At 72.4% G+C, this 15,634-nt stretch carries 14 protein-coding genes; 10 read left to right on the top strand and 4 right to left on the bottom strand.

Annotation, left to right across the window (positions count from 1 at the left end):
* Positions 1–2: 2 nt before the first annotated feature.
* From ACZ7OU_RS44615 to ACZ7OU_RS44625, 3 genes are all read right to left on the bottom strand, one after another.
* A complete protein-coding gene (locus tag ACZ7OU_RS44615) occupies positions 3–797 on the bottom strand; it encodes an MlaE family ABC transporter permease (RefSeq protein WP_360684440.1) in 795 nt (264 codons plus the stop codon).
* Between the two features lie 384 nt (positions 798–1,181).
* Positions 1,182–2,174, bottom strand: a complete 993-nt coding sequence (locus ACZ7OU_RS44620; RefSeq protein ID WP_470259914.1) for an LLM class flavin-dependent oxidoreductase — start codon at positions 2,172–2,174, stop codon at positions 1,182–1,184.
* An 8-nt stretch (positions 2,175–2,182) separates the two neighbouring features.
* Positions 2,183–3,541, bottom strand: a complete 1,359-nt coding sequence (locus tag ACZ7OU_RS44625; protein ID WP_470259915.1) for an FAD-dependent monooxygenase — start codon at positions 3,539–3,541, stop codon at positions 2,183–2,185.
* Positions 3,542–3,602: 61 nt separating this feature from the next.
* Between ACZ7OU_RS44625 and ACZ7OU_RS44630 the strand changes: the two genes are divergently transcribed.
* Genes ACZ7OU_RS44630 through ACZ7OU_RS44640 form a run of 3 tightly spaced genes read left to right on the top strand, consistent with a single transcriptional unit; the run spans position 3,603 to position 8,098 of the window.
* Positions 3,603–3,806 (top strand): helix-turn-helix domain-containing protein, encoded by a 204-nt coding sequence (locus tag ACZ7OU_RS44630; RefSeq protein ID WP_155545168.1) that lies wholly within the window; start codon positions 3,603–3,605, stop codon positions 3,804–3,806.
* A gap of 4 nt (positions 3,807–3,810) precedes the next feature.
* The gene (locus ACZ7OU_RS44635; RefSeq protein WP_470259916.1) at positions 3,811–4,269 is read left to right on the top strand and encodes a Clp protease N-terminal domain-containing protein; all 459 of its coding nucleotides are present in this window, start codon (positions 3,811–3,813) and stop codon (positions 4,267–4,269) included.
* A gap of 55 nt (positions 4,270–4,324) precedes the next feature.
* On the top strand, positions 4,325–8,098 hold the full coding sequence (locus ACZ7OU_RS44640) for an nSTAND1 domain-containing NTPase (RefSeq protein WP_470259917.1): 3,774 nt from the start codon (positions 4,325–4,327) through the stop codon (positions 8,096–8,098).
* 182 nt (positions 8,099–8,280) lie between these two features.
* On the opposite strand, the gene ACZ7OU_RS44645 is transcribed toward ACZ7OU_RS44640, so the two are convergent.
* A complete protein-coding gene (locus ACZ7OU_RS44645) occupies positions 8,281–10,398 on the bottom strand; it encodes a HelD family protein (RefSeq protein WP_470259918.1) in 2,118 nt (705 codons plus the stop codon).
* 122 nt (positions 10,399–10,520) lie between these two features.
* Between ACZ7OU_RS44645 and rsmD the strand changes: the two genes are divergently transcribed.
* From rsmD to ACZ7OU_RS44680, 7 genes are all read left to right on the top strand, one after another.
* On the top strand, positions 10,521–11,078 hold the full coding sequence (gene rsmD, locus ACZ7OU_RS44650) for a 16S rRNA (guanine(966)-N(2))-methyltransferase RsmD (RefSeq protein WP_470259919.1): 558 nt from the start codon (positions 10,521–10,523) through the stop codon (positions 11,076–11,078).
* 58 nt (positions 11,079–11,136) lie between these two features.
* The gene (coaD, locus tag ACZ7OU_RS44655) at positions 11,137–11,622 is read left to right on the top strand and encodes a pantetheine-phosphate adenylyltransferase (protein WP_470245095.1); all 486 of its coding nucleotides are present in this window, start codon (positions 11,137–11,139) and stop codon (positions 11,620–11,622) included.
* 154 nt (positions 11,623–11,776) lie between these two features.
* Positions 11,777–12,493 (top strand): ribonuclease domain-containing protein, encoded by a 717-nt coding sequence (locus ACZ7OU_RS44660; protein ID WP_470259920.1) that lies wholly within the window; start codon positions 11,777–11,779, stop codon positions 12,491–12,493.
* 65 nt (positions 12,494–12,558) lie between these two features.
* Positions 12,559–13,062, top strand: a complete 504-nt coding sequence (locus ACZ7OU_RS44665; RefSeq protein WP_470259921.1) for a SigE family RNA polymerase sigma factor — start codon at positions 12,559–12,561, stop codon at positions 13,060–13,062.
* Positions 13,059–13,679 (top strand): hypothetical protein, encoded by a 621-nt coding sequence (locus ACZ7OU_RS44670; RefSeq protein WP_470259922.1) that lies wholly within the window; start codon positions 13,059–13,061, stop codon positions 13,677–13,679. The genes ACZ7OU_RS44665 and ACZ7OU_RS44670 overlap by 4 nt, the downstream gene beginning before the upstream one ends.
* Before the next feature lie 111 nt (positions 13,680–13,790).
* On the top strand, positions 13,791–14,519 hold the full coding sequence (locus ACZ7OU_RS44675; protein ID WP_470245091.1) for a DivIVA domain-containing protein: 729 nt from the start codon (positions 13,791–13,793) through the stop codon (positions 14,517–14,519).
* Positions 14,520–15,013: 494 nt separating this feature from the next.
* Positions 15,014–15,616: a YceD family protein gene (locus ACZ7OU_RS44680; protein ID WP_470245090.1), complete on the top strand. Its 603-nt coding sequence runs from the start codon at positions 15,014–15,016 to the stop codon at positions 15,614–15,616.
* Positions 15,617–15,634: the final 18 nt, after the last annotated feature.

Here is a 15,634-nt window from a genome sequence, read left to right on the forward strand (position 1 = left end):
GATCAGCTCCCCTTGGGCGGCACGAGTTGCAGGTAGACGGTGGTGAGCACCAGGTTCAGCACGAACAGCAGCAGGAACGTGATGACCACCGACTGGTTGACGGCGTCGCCGACGCCCTTCGGGCCGCCCTTGGGGTTGAGCCCCCGGTAGGCGGCGACCACGCCGGCGACGAAGCCGAAGATGACCGCCTTGATCTCGCTGATCCACAGGTCGGGCAGCTGCGCCAGGGCCGAGAAGCTGGCCAGGTACGCGCCCGGCGTCCCGTGCTGCATGATCACGTTGAAGAAGTAGCCGCCGAGCACGCCGACGACGCTCACCATGCCGTTGAGGAAGACCGCGACACCCATGGCGGCGAGCACCCGCGGCACGATCAGCCGCTGGACGGGCGAGACGCCGAGGACTTCCATGGCGTCGATCTCTTCGCGGATGGTGCGCGAGCCGAGATCGGCGCACATGGCGCTGCCGCCGGCCCCGGCGATGAGCAGCGCCGTCACGATCGGGGCGGCCTGCTGGATGATCGCGAGCACGCTGGCCGCGCCGGTGAACGACTGTGCGCCGATCTGCGTGGTCAGCGACCCGATGTGCAGCGCGATCACCGCGCCGAACGGGATGGAGACCAGCGCCGTCGGCAGGATCGAGACGCTCGCGATGAACCAGAACTGCTGGATCAGCTCACGCACCTGGAACGGGCGGCGGAACGTCAGCCGGACGACGTCCAGCCCGAGCCCGTAAAGCCGTCCGGTCTGCCGCAGTGCGGCGGCCCCGGGGAACGACGGCGTCGTCGTCCGTTCGGCCATTCGTGTGCCTCCCCAGCGGTTTCGACGGCACGTCGAATACACCCGAGTCGAGCAAGGGGAAATGGTCCGAACGGGGTAACAATTGTCGGCCATTCACGGTCTCGGGGGACACCGTGCCGGTTCCTACTGGTCGGTACGTTAACCACGGCCTTGTTGGGAGACAAGAACTTGAGCAGGATCACGCGGTCACGGGCTGGTAACCGCGCATTTCTTGTCCGTCGTTGACAAACGGACCTGATCTTGTTGTCAGAGAAGGAAAAGAAAATCCCGTACCGGATGCGGGAGTGGGTGCACCGCTATCCATTCGCGCGGGGAGGGAACACCGCCGAACGGAGGACACGCCAGGGGGAGAGTAGGCCCGGCGGTGCCCTCCGTCCAGGGGGATCAGGACTTGAGACCGGCCAGCAGCTCGTAGGAGCGGACGCGGTCCGCGTGGCCGTGGACCATCGTCGTGACCATCAGCTCGTCCGCGCCCGTGTCGGCCAGGAGCTGCTCGAGTCCCTTGTGGACCGTTTCGGGCGAGCCGACGATGCTCGAGCCGAACCGCTCGGCGAGGAACGCGCGGTCCATCTCGGTGTACGGGTATTCCGCGGCCTCCTCCGGCGTCGGCAGCGCGATCGGGCGGCCGCGGCGCAGGCTCAGGAACGTCAGCCCGGACGGCCCGGCCAGGAACTGCGCGCGGTCGTCGGTCTCGGCGGCGACCACGGAGACCCCGAGCATCACGTACGGCTCGTCGAGCACGCCGGGTCGGAAGTTCTCGCGGTAGAGCTGCACGGCCGGGATCGTGTTCTCGGCCGCGAAGTGGTGCGCGAAGGAGAACGGCAGCCCCAGCCGTCCGGCCAGCTGGGCGCTGAAGCCGCTCGAGCCCAGCAGCCACACCGGCGGCTGGTTGCCCTCGGCGACCACGGCGTTGACGCCGCGTGCCTCGGAGTGGGTGAAGTAGCCGATCAGCTCCTGCAGGTGCTCCGGGAAGTTCTCCGCGGACAGCCCGCCGGGGCCGCGCAGCGCCAGCGCCGTCCGCTGGTCGGTGCCCGGCGCACGGCCGATGCCGAGGTCGATGCGGCCCGGGTGGAACGCCTCCAGGGTGCCGAACTGCTCGGCGACCACCAGCGGCGCGTGGTTGGGCAGCATGATCCCGCCCGAGCCGACGCGGATGCGCTCGGTCGCGTCGGCGACGTGCCCGATCAGCACGACGGTGGCGGAGCTGGCGATGCCGGGCATGTTGTGGTGCTCGGCCAGCCAGTAGCGGTGGTAGCCCAGCCGTTCCGCGGCGCGGGCGAGGTCCAAGGTGTTTCGCAGCGTCTCGCCGACACTGTTCCCCTCGGACACGGGGGACAGGTCGAGCACGGACAGCGGCACGTCAGGCAGTGAGCTCACAACCGGGGTCAACGCCCCGGTGCCGTCATTGCTTCCCGCAACGCCGCCGGATCGCCGCCTTGCCACGCCACGACGCCGTCCGGGCGTGCGAAAAGCGCGTCGGCCGGGGCTTCCGGGCACTCCGCCGTGACGATCTTCACGTCCGGGCCGGCGGCTTCCCGCAGGTCGGCGCGATCGGCGAAGTCGAACAGCACCGGCCGCGCCGCGCGCATGACCTCGGCCACGCGGGTGGCGCGGCCGCCGACGGTCAGCGGCAGGTCGGGGACGTACGGCAGCTCGTCGGCGTCCCGCAGCAGCCCGGCCAAGTGCCGCGTCGCCGGGGGAAGCGCCGCCAGCTCGCCGAACAGGGTCCGCAGCGCGTCGCCGTCCTCGCCGGTCAGGCGGTCGAGCACGGCCTGGACGCGGGTGTGGGTCAACGTCCGCGCGGCGACCGGGTGCCGTTCCGCGTGGTAGCTGTCGAGCAGGCTTTCGTCCGCGGAACCGCGCACGACGGCAGCGAGCTTCCAGCCGAGGTTGACCGCGTCCAGCAGCCCGACGTTCAGCGAGGAGCCGCCCGCCGGGAAGACGTGCGCCGCGTCGCCGGCCAGCAGCACCCGCCCGGCGCGGTATCGCTCGGCGAGCCGGGCGGAGCTGACCGTCCGCGACAGCCAGAGCGGTTCGCCCAGCCGGAGATCGGTGCCGAGCACGCGCCGCACGGCGTCGCGGAACTCGTCGAGCGTCGGCTCCCCGGCCGGCTCCGGCGCCACCTCCCGGACGCCGGCGATCAGGACGCCCGGCGTCAGCGACGTCACCAGCACCCGGCCGCCGGGCCGGCGGTTCCAGCCCCGCTTCAGCTCCGAGGTGAAGAGGGGCAGGTCCGCCCGGAAGTGCCCGAGGCGCATCAGCTCGTCGCCGGTGGTGCCGGGGAACCCGATGCCGGCCAGCTCGCGGACGCGGCTGTGCGCGCCGTCGCAGCCGACGACGTACTTCGCCTCCAGGGGATATTCGCCGTCCGGGCCGCGGACGGTGCCGAGGTCCAGCAGCTCGTGACCCCGCCGGATTTCGGCGCCGAGCTCGAGTGCGCGCTCGGTCAGCAGGGCCTCCATCCGCGGCTGCTGCAGCATCAGCCCGGGCAGGGGCGTGTTCAGCGGCACCGGGCCGAACGGGAAGCCGGGGAGCGGTCCGGCGAACCCGGCTTCGGCCCGGAAGCGGTCCAGCAGGCCCCGGTGGTCGAGCTGCTCGACGATCCGGCCGACGAGTCCGTTCGCCCGTGGCCGCTCGTCCGGCGTCGCCCGCCGCTCCAGCACCACCACCTCGGCCCCGCCGAGCCGCAGCTCCGCCGCCAGCATCAGGCCGACCGGGCCCGCTCCGATCACCGCGACGTCCATGACGTCCTCCTCACTGTCAGTTTGAACTGACGGATGAGCTGTCAGGCTAGACTGACGCACCATGGAAGCGGAAGAGCTTTCCGGGCGGATCTCGGAAACCGACCCCGCGGTCGCGCTGCGGGCGGTCGGCGCGCTGCACCGGCTCGCCGAGCAGGTCGAGGCGGCCGCCGTCGCGCACGCGAGGGAGCGCGGCTGGTCGTGGGAGCAGATCGGGGACGCGCTCGGCGTCGCCCGCCAGTCCGTGCACGCGAAGTACGGGAAGTGAGGCCGTGGTGCTCGACCGGCTGATCGCCAAGAGCCCGTTCGCCGTCGTGGTGACGGCCGCGTTGGAGGAGTCCCGCCGCCGCGGCGACCGGCGCCTCGGCACCGAGCACCTGCTGCTCGGCCTCCTCCACGACCCGGACAGCGCCCGGGCCCTCGGCAAGACCGTCGAGGAGGCCCGCGCGGCCCTCGACCGCCTCGACCGCGCGGCTTTGGCGGCGCTCGGCATCGAGGTGGAAGGGCTGCGGCCGGCGGCGGTCCCGGTGAAGCGCGGGCGGCTGTCCCCGGGCGCGCTGACGTCGAACGCCCGCGCCGTCGCCAACCGGGCGAAACCACGGGAGCCCGCCGAACTGCTGCGGGAACTGCTGAAGGTGACCCCGCCCGATCCGGCCGCCGACCTGCTCGCCGAACTGGGTGTCGACGCCGCGGCCGTCCACCACCGGCTGGTTTCGCCGAACGAACCCTGACGCGTCGCGATACCCGATACGGTTGTCGGAAACCGGCGGATAAAGGGAGGACGGGGTGCCGCGTCCGGAGCGACCCTTGGATCCCGGCGACGACCCGCTGACCGAATTCGCCGCCGATCTCCGGCGTTTGCGGGAGAGCGCCGGGAATCCGACCTACCGCGAGCTCGGCCGGCGCGCGCACTACTCGGCCGGGACGCTTTCGGACGCCGCCGGCGGACGGAAACTCCCCAGCCTGGCCGTCACTTTGGCCTACGTCCGGGCCTGCGGCGGGGTTCCCGGCGAATGGGAAGAACGCTGGCACGCCGTCGCCCGCGACGGTGATGGTGCACCACCCGAGCCGGAAACCGGGGAGAAGCCGCCGTACATCGGGCTGGGCGCATTCGGCCCGGCGGACGCGAGCCGATTCTTCGGCCGGGAACGGCTGGTCGAAAAGCTCGTCTCCCGGCTTTCGAGACAGCGTTTTCTCGCTGTCCTCGGCGCATCCGGTTCGGGGAAGTCGTCACTGCTGCGCGCCGGCCTGCTGCCGTCGGTCAAGGACCCGGTCGTGCTGCTCACCCCGGGCGCCCGGCCGCTGCAGGAGTGCGCCGTCAAGTTCGCCGCCGCGCTCGGCCTCGCGCCGGGCGCGCTGCTCGACGACTTCGCCGCGCACCCGCGCAACCTCGGGCTCGCCGCCCGGCAGCTGGCCGAAGCCGAAGACACCGACGTCGTCGTGGTCGTGGACCAGTTCGAAGAGGTCTTCACGCTGTGCCAGGACGACCAGGAGCGAGCGCGGTTCCTCGCCGCGCTCGTCACGGCGACGACCGAGCCCGGCAGCCGGACCCGGGTCGTCCTCGGCATCCGCACCGACTTCTACACCCACTGCGCGCGGCACGCGGACCTCGCCGAAGCCATGCAGGACGCCCAGGTGCTCGTCGGCCCGATGACCACCGAGGAGCTCCGGCAGGCCATCTCCCGGCCCGCGGTCGACGCCGGGTACCGCGTCGAGACGGCCTTGGTCTCCCGGCTCGTCGCGGACGCCACCGGCCGGCCCGGCGTGCTGCCGCTGCTCTCGCACGCGCTCCTCGAAACGTGGCGGCGGCGGCGCGGCACCACGCTCACCCTGACCGGGTACGAGTCCACCGGCGGCATCGAGCGGTCGGTCGCGCAGACGTCGGAAGGCACCTTCGCGACGCTCTCGGCGCGTCAGCAGCGGCTGGCGCGGCAGATCTTCCTCCGGATGACCGCGCTCGGCGAAGGCACCGAGGACACCAAGCGCCGGATCAGCCGGGCCGAGCTCGACACCGAAGACGACGACACCGCCGTCGTGCTCGGCGAGCTGGCCGCGGCGCGGCTGGTGACCCTCGACGACACCGGCATCGAGATCACCCACGAAGCCCTCATCCGCGGCTGGCCACGCCTGCGCGAGTGGCTCACCCAGGACCGCGAGGGCCTGCGCGTGCACCGGCAGCTCACCGAGGCGACCGACGCGTGGGAGTCGGTCGAGGAGGACCCCGGCTGGCTCTACCGCGGCACCCGGCTGGCCATCGCGCGGGAGTGGGCCGCGCGCCAGGACACCGCGCTTTCCCGGCGGGAACGCCGGTTCCTCGACGCGAGCCTCGCCGTCGAGCACGCCGAGCAGGAGCGCGACCGCCGGCGCACGCGGCGGCTGCGGCAGCTCGTCGCGCTGCTCGCCGTGCTGCTGGTCTTCGCCGTCGCGGCCACGGTGTACGCCGTGCGCGCCGAGAACACGGCCACCGGTCAGCGCAACAGCGCGCTCGCCCAGAAGGTCGCCGGTCAGGCGCTGGCCATGCGTGCCACCAACCCCGCGCTGGCCGCGCAGCTCGCGCTCGCCGCGTACCGCCTCGACCCGAGCGCCGAGGCGCGCAGCAGCGTGCTCGGCATGTTCGCGACGCCGTACTCGACCCGCGTCACCGGGCACACCGGCCGGGTCAACACCGTCGCCCTCCGGCCGGACGGGCAGGTCCTCGCCACGGCGAGCTGGGACGGCACCGCGCGCCTGTGGGACGTCCACGACCCGCACCACCCGGCGCCGCTGGGCGTCCTCACCGGGCACACCGGCAACGTCAACAACGTCGCCTTCAGCGCGGACGGCCGGAGCGTCGCCACCGCGGGGTTCGACGGCACCGTCCGGGTCTGGGACGTCGGCGACCCGGCGCGGCCGGGCCCCGGGGTGGTCGTCGAACAGCACGAGGGCAAGGCGTACGCGGTCGCGTTCAGCCCGGTGGCACCGCTGCTGGCGACCGGCGACGTCGCCGGGACGCTCCGGCTCTACGACACCACCGACCTGGCCCACCTGCGGCAAGCCGGCGAGCTGACCGGGCACACGTCGTACGTCAACAACCTCGCCTTCAGCCCCGACGGCCGGCTGCTCGCGTCCGCGTCGGCCGACAAGACCGCGCGCGTCTGGGACGTCGCCGCGCGGCGTCAGCTCGGTGTCGCGACCGGGCACACCGGCGTCGTCCACTCGGTCGCCTTCAGCCCTGATGGGCGCACCCTCGCCACGGCGAGCGCCGACGAGACCGCGCGCCTGTGGGACGTCACCGACCCTGCGATGCCTCGGCAGCTGTCGTCGCTCGGCGCGCACAAGGCGATCGTGCGGTCGGTCGCGTTCGCCCCCGGCGGCCGCGCCCTGGCCACGACCGGGTTCGACCGCACCGCGCGGCTGTGGGACGTCGCCGACCCGCGGCAGCCGCGCGAGCTGGCGTCGATGCCCGGGCACACCGGCGCGGTCGGCTCCGCGGTGTTCTCCCGCGACGGCCGCACCCTCGCCACGGCCAGCGACGACCAGACCGCCCGGCTCTGGGACCTGCCCGGCCCGGCGATCCCGACCCACACGGCGCAGGCGTGCCACGCCGCGTTCGGCCGCGGGCTGCTCGCCACCGGCGGCTACGACAAGACGGTCCGGCTGCACGACCTCGCCGACCCGGCCGCGCCCCGGACCGTCGCCACCATCGGCGGCTTCGACGACGCTGCCTGCGGCGTCGCGATCAGCCCGGACGGCCGGACGCTGGCCACCGGCAGCTGGGACCACACGATGACGCTGCGGGACATCACCGACCCCGCCCACCCCGGGCCGCCGGTGGTGTTCTCCCGGCCGCACGACGACATCGACGCGGTCGCGTTCAGCCCCGACGGCAAGGTGCTCGCCACCGCGGGCGACGGCCACACGGCCCGGCTCTGGGACCTCGCCGACCGCCTGCACCCGGTGGAGATCGCCCGGCTGGAGGGGCACGACGACGACGTCCACACGCTCGCCTTCAGCCCGGACGGCCGGACGCTGGCGACCGCGGGCTGGGACCACACCGCGCGGCTGTGGGACGTCTCGAAGCCTCGCACGCCCCGGCCGCTCTCGAAGCTCGAAGGGCACACCGACACGATCTTCTCGGTCGCGTTCAGCCCCGACGGCCGCACGCTGGCGACCGCCGGCGCCGACCGGATGATCCGCTTGTGGGACGTCGGCGACCCCGCCGCGGCGCACGGCTCGGCGATCCTCTCCGGGCACGCCGACATCGTCATGTCGGTGTCCTTCAGCGGCGACGGCCGCGTGCTGGCCTCCGGCAGCTACGACCGCACGGTCCGGCTCTGGGACGTCGCGCGTCGCGAGCCGTACGCGGTGCTGCCCGAGGAGGACGACCGGGTCTACGCCGTGCAGTACGCCCCGGACGGCCATACGCTGGCCGGGACGGTCGCCGACGGCACGGTCCGGTTCGCCGAGACCGACCCCGACCGGGCGGCCGCCCGGATCTGCGCCGACGCGGCGCCCCGGATCACTCCGGCGGAGTGGTCGGCGAACCTCCCGGGCATCGGCTACGCGCCGCCGTGCCCATAACGAGTTGTCCGGCGTTGTTGTTCGGTGCGGGCGCGCGGACACCGAACAACTTTTGTCCAGTAGACATGCCCTCGGACGCGTTCGGTCCGAGAGACGTTTCTTCACCGGGGGTCTGAAGGGCTCCTTCAAGGGCACGGGAACCTGCCTCCCGCCCCTCGAAGGAGCCCTTCTGCGTGTCTTCGTCAGCCCGCCGGGATCCAGTCCGGGTTCGAGGCCAGCACGATCAGCTGCTGCGTCGCCCGGGTCAGCGCCACGTAGAGCACGCGCCGCCCGGTCGTCGACTCGGTGATCAGCTCGTTCGGCTCCACGAGCACCACCGCGTCGTACTCCAGGCCCTTCGAGTCCAGGCTGCCGACGACCTTCAGCCGCTCGTCCGCCTGCCCCGACACCCAGCCCTCGACCTCCGGCACCCGGTCCATCGCCGTGATGACGCCGACCGTGCCCTCGACCGCGCCCAGCAGCTCCTTGACCGCCGCCTGCGTCGCCGACGCGAGGCCCGACGCCTCGACCGGACGGACCTCCGGCTCCACGCCCGTCTTGCGCACCGCGATCGGCAGCTCGCCCGACTCCGCGTGCCCGGCCACGACCTTCGCCGCCAGGTCGAAGATCTCCGCCGAGTTCCGGTAGTTCGTACGCAGCGTGAACCGCCGCCGCGCCGTCTTCACCCCGAACGCCTGGTCGCGCGCCTGGGCCGCCTCCGCCGGGTCCGGCCACGAGCTCTGCACCGGGTCGCCGACGACCGTCCAGCTCGCGTACTTGCCGCGCCGGCCGACCATCCGCCACTGCATCGGCGAAAGGTCCTGCGACTCGTCGACGACGACGTGCGAGTACTCGTCGTAGTGCTCGGGCCGGGTCGGGGCACCGCCCGACCGCTGCGGCTCCACCTCGATCACCTGACGGCGCTTGCGCTTCGGCGGGGTCCCGACCAGCACGCGCAGCTCGTCGAGCAGCGCCACGTCCGCGATCGACCAGCCGCGCGACCGGTCCGCGAAGTCCGCGGCCAGCAGCGAGATCTCGGTCCGGTTCAGGACGCCCCTGGCCACCGACGCCAGCCGCTTCTCCTCGCCCAGCCACTTCAGGATCTGCGCCGGGTACAGCTCCGGCCACCACACCACCAGGAACCGGTGGAAGTCGATCCGCTCGCCCAGGTCGGTGATCAGCTCGGCCCGCTCGAACGGCTTGCCGTCGGCCTTCGCGTACTCCTCGGCCTTCGCCGCGAGCGCGTCCAGCAGCATCTCGGCCGCCCGGATCCGCGACCGGTTCGGCGGCGCGCCCTGCGTGTGGGCCTTGCGGCGCACCTTCTCCAGGTCGCGCGCGGTCAGCTTCAGCACCTCGCCGCGGTAGACGATCCGCATCTCCTCCGGCGCTCCCGGCGGGGTGTCCCGCAGGGTCCGCAGCAGGATCTTCCGCATCCGCAGCGACCCCTTGATCGCGGCCAGCGGCGCCGCGTCCTGCCGCGTCGCCTCCAGGCCGTCGAGGACCTCGCCGAGCGCGCGCAGCTCGACGTTCGTCTCCCCCATCGAGGGGAGGACGCGCGAGATGTAGCTGGTGAACACGCCCGAAGGTCCGATCACGAGCACGCCGGCCCCGCCCAGCTGACGGCGGTAGCGGTAGAGCAGGTAGGCCGCGCGGTGCAGGGCGACCGCGGTCTTGCCGGTGCCCGGGCCGCCGGTGATCTCGGTGACGCCGCGCCACGGCGCCCGGATGACCTCGTCCTGCTCCTTCTGGATGGTCGCGACGATGTCGCGCATCTTCTCGCCGCGCGAGCGCCCCAGCGCGGCCATCAGCGCGCCTTCGCCGACGATCTGCATGTCCTCGGGCACGGCGTCGGCGATGAGGACGTCGTCGTCGACGTCCAGGACGTTCTGGCCGGAGCAGCGGATCACGCGCCGCCGCACGACGCCCATCGGCTCTTCGGCGGTGGCCTGGTAGAACGCCGCCGCGGCGGGCGCGCGCCAGTCCGTGACGAGGTTGTCGAACTCCGCGTCGCGGATGCCGAGCCTGCCGACGTAGGTGCGTTCGTCGTCGTCGACGTGGTCGAGCCGGCCGAAGACGAGGCCCTCGTACTCGGCGTCGAGCGTCTGCAGCGTCTGATTGGCGTGGTAGACCATCATGTCGCGCTCGAACAGCATCGACGCCTGCTCGAAGATCGCCTCGCGCTGCGCGCCCTGGCCGATCTCGTAGCCCTTGGTGCGCATCGCCTCGGCTTGGGCACGCAGTTCGTCCAGACGGGTGTACACGCGATCGACGTGGGCTTGTTCGATGGCGATCTCGGCCCGTCTGACCCGAGGTTCCGACACGCATGGCTCCTTGACAGCTCTGGATCGCCTCCGAGGGCGAAGAACGACTCTACGCGTTGGCTCCGGCGGGCACACCGATGTCCCGGCCATCAGTGCCGCGTGTCATCCCGCACAATCAAGGGGTGACCAGGATCGTGGCCGGGACGGCGGGCGGGCGGCGGCTGAAGGTGCCGCCGAAGGGCACCCGGCCGACCTCGGAACGCGTGCGGGAGGCCCTGTTCAACGCGCTGGAGACGGCGGGGGAGCTGGACGGCGCCCACGTCCTCGACCTCTACGCGGGCTCCGGTGCCCTCGGCCTCGAAGCGCTCTCGCGCGGTGCGGCGGACGCGCTGTTCGTCGAAGTCGACCGGCGGGCGGTCGAGGTCCTGCGCGGCAACGTCGCGGCGCTGGGCCTGGGCGGCACGGTCCGCGCCGGGCAGGTCGAGGCGGTGGTCGCGGCGCCCGCGCCCCGGCCGTACGACCTGGTGCTGGCCGACCCGCCGTACGCCGTGGACGCGGCCGCGCTCGGCAAGGTGCTGGCGTCGCTGGCCGCGGGCGGCTGGCTGGGGGAGAGCGCGCTGGTCGTCGTCGAGCGCGCGGCCCGCGACGGCGAGCCGGACTGGCCGGCCGGCTTCGAGCCCTCGCGCGCGAAGAAGTACGGCGACACGGCGGTCTTCTGGGCGGACTACGGCCCTTCGTGACGTGGGCCACGCACGGCAGAGCGGGCGCCGCGACCTGCGGCACGGTAGCGTCCGCGCCATGCGGCGTGCGGTCTGTCCCGGTTCCTACGATCCGGCCACCAACGGGCACTTCGACATCATCGAGCGGGCGAGCATCCTGTTCGACGAGGTCGTCGTCGCGGTGGGGGTGAACAAGAGCAAGAAGGGCCTCTTCGAGATCGAAGAACGCCTGGAGATGCTGCGCGAGATCACCGCGAAGCTGCCGAACGTGCGGATCGACTCGTGGGAAGGCCTGCTGGTCGACTACTGCCGCGACAACGAGATCGTGGCGATCGCCAAGGGCCTGCGCTCGGTCAGCGACTTCGACTACGAGCTGCAGATGGCGCAGATGAACCGCGAGCTGACCGGCGTCGAGACGCTGCTGATGGCGAACAACCCGGCGTACGGCTTCGTGTCCAGCTCGCTGGTCAAGGAGGTCGCGGCGCTCGGCGGCGACATCGAGCACCTCGTGCCGCCGGTGGTCTACGAGCGCCTCACGGAGAAGTTCCCGAAGCTCGGGCGCTGACCCTCCGCCGCGTCCCTCCAAACAGGACTTCGCGCAACCCGGACGCCCGGTTCCCGTCGTTCGGCCCCCTACGTTCGTCGGGACTTCCGTTCCACACGGCCGGAGTTCACGTGCGCGCCTTCTGACGATCATCCGATCGGGCTACGGTCCGAAAATGACCAACTACCGATCACGCCTGGTCGCGGTCTTGTTCGCGCTCCTGGCCACGCTGTCTGTGTCGTTCTCGGGGGTCACCGCCGCCGAAGCGGTGACAGCTGCACCGGCATCACCGGCCGTCGCCGCCCAGAACGCCTGCGGGAACCTCTCCGGGTTCTCCCACACGACGCTCTCGGCCCTGCCCGCCGAGGCGACGACGACGTACAACCTGATCCAGAAGGGTGGTCCGTTCCCGTACCCGCAGAACGACGGCGTCGTCTTCGACAACCGGGAAGGCATCCTCCCCTCCTGCGCGTCGGGCTACTACCACGAGTACACGGTCCCGACGCCCGGCTCGAGCAACCGCGGCACGCGCCGCATCGTGACCGGCTCGGGCGGCGAGTACTTCTACACCGGTGACCACTACGCGACCTTCAAGGTCATCGACATCGGCGGCGGCACGACGCACGCCTGCGGCGACCTGTCGGGCCTGACGAAGATCGGCTACTCCCAGCTTTCGGCGGCCGCCCGCGCGGTGGTCGACAACGTCCGCGGCGGGGCGACCAGCAGCACGACCTACGAGAACCGCGAGGGCGTCCTCCCGGCCTGCGCGTCGGGCTACTACAAGCTCTTCAACGTCGGCACGAACGACCGCGTGATCTCCGGCAAGGCCGGCGAGCTCGCCTACACGCCCGACCACTACGTCACCTTCAAGCGGATCGACCTGAATTCCTGAGTCCCGTGCAACGCGTCGCGCCCCCTCGTCCGTGAGGTACACCGGAACGAGGACGAGGAGGCGCGATGCGGGCCGGTGACGACGCCGACTTCCGGGAGTTCGCCCGTGCGCGGGCACTGGTGCTCCGGCGCACGGCGTACCTGCTGTGCGGCGACTGGCACCTGGCCGAGGACCTTGTCCAGAACGCGCTGGTCAAGCTCTACCGGGTCTGGCCGAAGATCACCCGCCGCGGGCCGGTCGACAACTACGCCCGGCGGGTCCTGCTGCGCTGCTGGCTCGACGAGCGGCGCCGGCCGTGGCACCACCGCGAACGCCGGGACGGCGTCGTGCCGGACCAGGCCGCTCCCGAGCCGGAAGCCGGGATCTCCGGCCCGCTCCTGCGCGCCCTCGCCGAAGTTCCGCCGAAGCAGCGCGCCGCCGTCGTGCTCCGCTACTGCGCCGACCTGCCGGCCGCGGAGGTGGCGGAAGTGCTGCGCTGCTCGGAAGGAACCGTCCGGAGCCAGGCCGCGCGCGGGCTCGAGACCCTCCGGGACGTCCTCGAGCACGACGCGGAGAGGAGCGTGCGATGACCGACCTCGAGACCCGCCTGCGGGACGTGCGCCTCGCCGAGCCGCCGCTCGGCTTCGACCCGGACGAGGTCGCCGACCGGGCGGCGCGGCAGGCCCGCACCCGAACCGCGGGGATCGGCGGCACGCTCGCCGTCATCGCCATCGTCGTGGCCGCGTTCGTCTTCGCCCCGGCGCCCGCCCCGGTGTCCCCGGCGGCCGGCCCCGTGCCGCCGTCGCTCGCCGAGCAGGCCCGGATCCGCCAGGCGCTCACCGACGCCGTGACGCGGCTCTTCCCCGGGTTGCGGCACCTGAGCGTGGGAACCTCGCCCGCCGATGCCATCTCGCCGGCGCAGATGAGCGTGTCGGCCGAGTTCGTCGACGCGACCGGGCGGGCGGGCTGGTTCCAGCTGACCGTGCGCGGCCCGAAGGCCAAGCCGTCGGGCCTGGCGCCCGGGCAGCCGTGCACCGGGACCGGGTGCCGCGGGGTGTCCCAGCCCGGCGGTGGCGTGCTGGACCCCGGCGGGGTTCTTTACCGCCCCGACGGCTCGACGGTGATGGTCATCGTGGGTCTCGGGTTTTCGCTGACCCCGGAGCAGCTCACGAAGCTGATCACGGATCCGGCCTTCAGGCTGCCGTAGGGGGAGGGGCGCCGGGCGTGGCCAGGGGGACACGCCCGGCGCCGGTGGCGTTCACCGGTTCCGCGCCGAACAAGGGCAGACTGATCTCAGCGACAGGGGATTGGAGTTGCCGTGTACCGGGTTTTCGAGGCGCTCGACGAGCTCGTCACCATCGTCGAGGAGGCGCGCGGCGTTCCGATGACGTCCAGCTGCGTGGTGCCCCGCGGCGACGTCCTCGAGCTCCTCGACGACGTCCGCGACGCACTGCCGGCGGAGGTCGACGACGCGCAGGACGTGCTCGACAAGCGTGACGACCTGATCCTCGCCGCCCGCAAGGAGGCGGGGGAGACGGTCACCGGCGCGAACGCCGAAGCTGAGCGCGCGATCGCCGACGCCACGGACGAGGCCGAGCGCATATTGGCCGACGCGCGCGCCCGCGCGGAAGCGATGCTCGCCGACGCGCACGACCAGGCCGACCGCACGGTGGCGGCGGGCCAGGCCGAGTACCAGAACCTCACCGACCGGTCGCGAGCCGAGTCCGAGCGCATGATCCAGGCCGGCCGCGACGCCTACGACCGCGCGATCGAGGACGGCCGTCTCGAGCAGTCCCGGCTGGTCGCGCAGACGGAGGTCGTCCAGGCGGCCCACGCGGAGTCGGCCCGCATCGTCGACGAGGCCCACGCGGAGGCCGACCGCCAGCGCGCCGACTGCGACGCGTACGTGGACGGCAAGCTGGCGGAGTTCTCGGAGCTGCTGGCGACAACGCTGCGAACGGTGGACTCGGGCCGCAACCACCTGCGCTCCCCGGCGAACCTCCCGAACTCGGGCGGCCGCCCCACGCTGTACGACTACCAGGTGTGACGAGCCTCTCAGCCGGTGCCGGCGCGATGAGGTGAATGAGTCGTTCACCTCGCCTGACGACAGGGCCACGGCACAGTCGGGGCTAAGCGATGCCGCGGAGGGCGAGCGAGCGGGCGTCGTCGCGGGCGGGTTGCGGAGTCCGGCAGCGATGTCGGCGTGCCCCGGCCATGGCTCGAGATGCGGTGCCGACACGGACCCAGTGCAGCGGTTTTCGATGCCCCAGTGGCCACGAACGTGCCGGGTCACCAGCGATGGCGGGTCGGTTGACCGGCGGACCTCGCCCGAACTGCGCACGCCGCCCGGCGGTGGCGGAGCGAACCGGGTCCGGCGACTTTGCCGAGCACTGTCGTCCGACGACGTGAACGACCCGTTCACTTCGCCTGACGACATGAACGAGTCATTCAAGTCACCGGAAGAACCGCCCCGCACCGCCCGCCGCACCCGCGCGGGTGCCTGCTCAAAAGGGGTGGCACCCGGTGCGTACCCTGGACTGGATGTCCGAGAACAAGACCCCCCAGCTCGACGACCGCAGCCCCTGGGTGCTCGACACCCGTGAGCTCGGTCGTCACGCCGGCCTCAGCCGCGCCGTCCAGCGCAGCGTGCCGGTGGAGACGCCGCTCGGCGTCCCCGATGTCATCACCATCGATGCCGGTTCCGAGCTCAAGCTCGACCTGCTGCTCGAGTCCGTCGTCGAGGGCGTCCTGGTCAGCGGCACCGCGACCGCGACCGCGAAGGGCACCTGCGCGCGCTGCCTCGACCCGGTGACCGAGGAGGTCGAGGTCGAGGTCCAGGAGCTGTTCGCCTACCCGGGCTCGGCCACCGAGGAGACCACCGACGAGGACGAGATCCCGCGGCTGGTCGACGACCGGATCGACCTCGAGCCCATCGTGCGCGACGCCGTCGTGCTCGCCCTGCCCCTGGCGCCGCTGTGCACCGAGGACTGCGCCGGGCTCTGCATCGACTGCGGCGTCAAGTGGGCCGATCTCGAGCCCGGACACGGGCATGAGAAGATAGACCCTCGGTGGGCCGCACTGGTCGAGCGCTTCGACGAGAATGCGGGCGAGAAGCCTGCGCCGGGTCCCGCCGAGCAAGCCTGACGAGCGCCCCAGCTCGTT

Source organism: Amycolatopsis sp. NPDC114505 (assembly GCF_055633615.1).

Coding starts and splice junctions, on each gene's coding strand:
- ACZ7OU_RS44670 (WP_470259922.1), top strand. CDS start 13,059: ATGACCGACCTCGAGACCCGCCTGCGGGACGTGCGCCTCGCCGAGCCG.
- ACZ7OU_RS44665 (WP_470259921.1), top strand. CDS start 12,559: ATGCGGGCCGGTGACGACGCCGACTTCCGGGAGTTCGCCCGTGCGCGG.
- coaD (WP_470245095.1), top strand. CDS start 11,137: ATGCGGCGTGCGGTCTGTCCCGGTTCCTACGATCCGGCCACCAACGGG.
- ACZ7OU_RS44660 (WP_470259920.1), top strand. CDS start 11,777: ATGACCAACTACCGATCACGCCTGGTCGCGGTCTTGTTCGCGCTCCTG.
- ACZ7OU_RS44625 (WP_470259915.1), bottom strand. CDS start 3,541: ATGGACGTCGCGGTGATCGGAGCGGGCCCGGTCGGCCTGATGCTGGCG.
- ACZ7OU_RS44630 (WP_155545168.1), top strand. CDS start 3,603: ATGGAAGCGGAAGAGCTTTCCGGGCGGATCTCGGAAACCGACCCCGCG.
- ACZ7OU_RS44680 (WP_470245090.1), top strand. CDS start 15,014: ATGTCCGAGAACAAGACCCCCCAGCTCGACGACCGCAGCCCCTGGGTG.
- ACZ7OU_RS44615 (WP_360684440.1), bottom strand. CDS start 797: ATGGCCGAACGGACGACGACGCCGTCGTTCCCCGGGGCCGCCGCACTG.